We start from the raw sequence: 1304 nt of genomic DNA, 5'->3' as shown, positions 1-1304 counted from the left end.
GGCGGCCGGGCTCGTGGCCGACGCTCCCGCCGACCCGGCCACGGTCCGGGCGCTCGTCGAGGCGTTCCAGGACGGGGTACGCCGGGCCGAGCACGACGCCGCCCCGGCCGCGCCCACCCCGGGCCGGCCCCGGCTCAGCCAGCGGGTGCCCGGGGCGAACCTGGCCGTGTCCCCGGTGCGGACCGCCCCGCCCGCCAGTTCCCACCCGGGGGACCCGGCCGAGGTCCGCAACCTCATTACCGAGTTCGAGGCGGGCGTCGCCCGTGCTCTGCGCGAAGTCAGTCCAGACCAACGCTACGAAGAGGACGCATCACGGTGACCAGCCCATTCCTGCACGACAGCACCGACCAGAGCGCCACCGGCGGCCTCAGCCCCGAGGCGCGCACCTTCAACTGGCTGCTCGACTCGTTCACCTCCAGCACCGCGGGGGTGTTGGAGGCGATCGCGGTCTCCTCGGACGGCCTGCTGATGGCCATGTCCGCCATCAAGGACCGGTCCAACGCGGAGCGGCTCGCCGCCGTCGTGTCCGGCATGACCAGCCTCGCCGGGGGCGCCGCGAGCTGGTACGCGCTCGGCGGGTTGAACCGGGTGATCGTGGACATGGCCGAGGGGTACCTGCTGATCAGCGCGATCAGCAGTGGCTCGGTGCTCGGCGTGGTCGCCGACCGCTCGGCCAACCTCGGCACGGTGGCGTACGAGATGACACTCTTCGCCGGCCGGGCCGGCGGCGCCCTGAGCCCCCGGTTGATCGCCGAGCTGAAGAACGCCGTCCAGCAATGAACCCGGAGGCGGCCGGCGAGGACCCGGAGCCGGAACCCGGCACCCGGATCCGGCCCTTCCTGCGCGCGCCCTCCCCCGCGCCCGGGCCGGATGCCGGCGACGGCGAGCCGACCGGGCCGCGTCCGTTCGTGCTCACCGCCGGCCGGGTGGACGGCGATCCGGCGATCGGCCTGGAGACCCAGGTGACCGCCCGGCCGGAGAGCGGCTCGTGGGCGGTGATCGGCCGGCTGCCCCCGGAACTGGCGACGATCGTGGCGCTGAGCGCCGAACCGATCTCGGTCGCGGAGATCTCCGCCCGGACGCGGATGCACTTCGGCGTGACCCGGGTGCTGGTCGGCGACCTCCGCGCCGCCGGTCACCTCGACGTGCACCTCGGGGCCGCCGACGAGGTTCTCGACCCCGACCTCATCCTGCGAGTGATTGACGGACTCCGTGCGATCTCCTGAATGGCCGGCCGCCGCCGCGGGCGGGCCGGCCGCGAACAGCGCCGCCCTCCGGTACGGCGCCCCCGCCGCCCCCGCCGC

Annotated in this window: 2 protein-coding genes and 1 pseudogene; all 3 read left to right on the top strand. The window is 75.0% G+C overall.

Going from position 1 to position 1304, the window contains the following annotated elements; all coding sequences use genetic code 11:
• Positions 1-319 (top strand): annotated as a pseudogene (locus B0E53_RS36585) (histidine kinase); the annotation flags it as partial.
• Positions 316-780, top strand: a complete 465-nt coding sequence (locus B0E53_RS36580) for a roadblock/LC7 domain-containing protein (RefSeq protein ID WP_107079929.1) — start codon at positions 316-318, stop codon at positions 778-780. The pseudogene B0E53_RS36585 and the gene B0E53_RS36580, both read left to right, overlap by 4 nt.
• Positions 777-1226, top strand: a complete 450-nt coding sequence (locus B0E53_RS36575) for a DUF742 domain-containing protein (protein WP_107079928.1) — start codon at positions 777-779, stop codon at positions 1224-1226. Before B0E53_RS36580 ends, B0E53_RS36575 begins: the two co-directional genes overlap by 4 nt.
• Positions 1227-1304 lie beyond the last annotated feature (78 nt).

The sequence above is a fragment of the Micromonospora sp. MH33 genome, from assembly GCF_003013775.1.
GTDB lineage: Bacteria > Actinomycetota > Actinomycetes > Mycobacteriales > Micromonosporaceae > Micromonospora > Micromonospora fulviviridis.
This window is presented reverse-complemented; position numbering and strand designations above follow the sequence as displayed.

What these genes read in the sequence shown, in the direction of transcription:
- B0E53_RS36575 (WP_107079928.1), top strand. Translation starts at nt 777, where the DNA reads ATGAACCCGGAGGCGGCCGGCGAGGACCCGGAGCCGGAACCCGGCACC.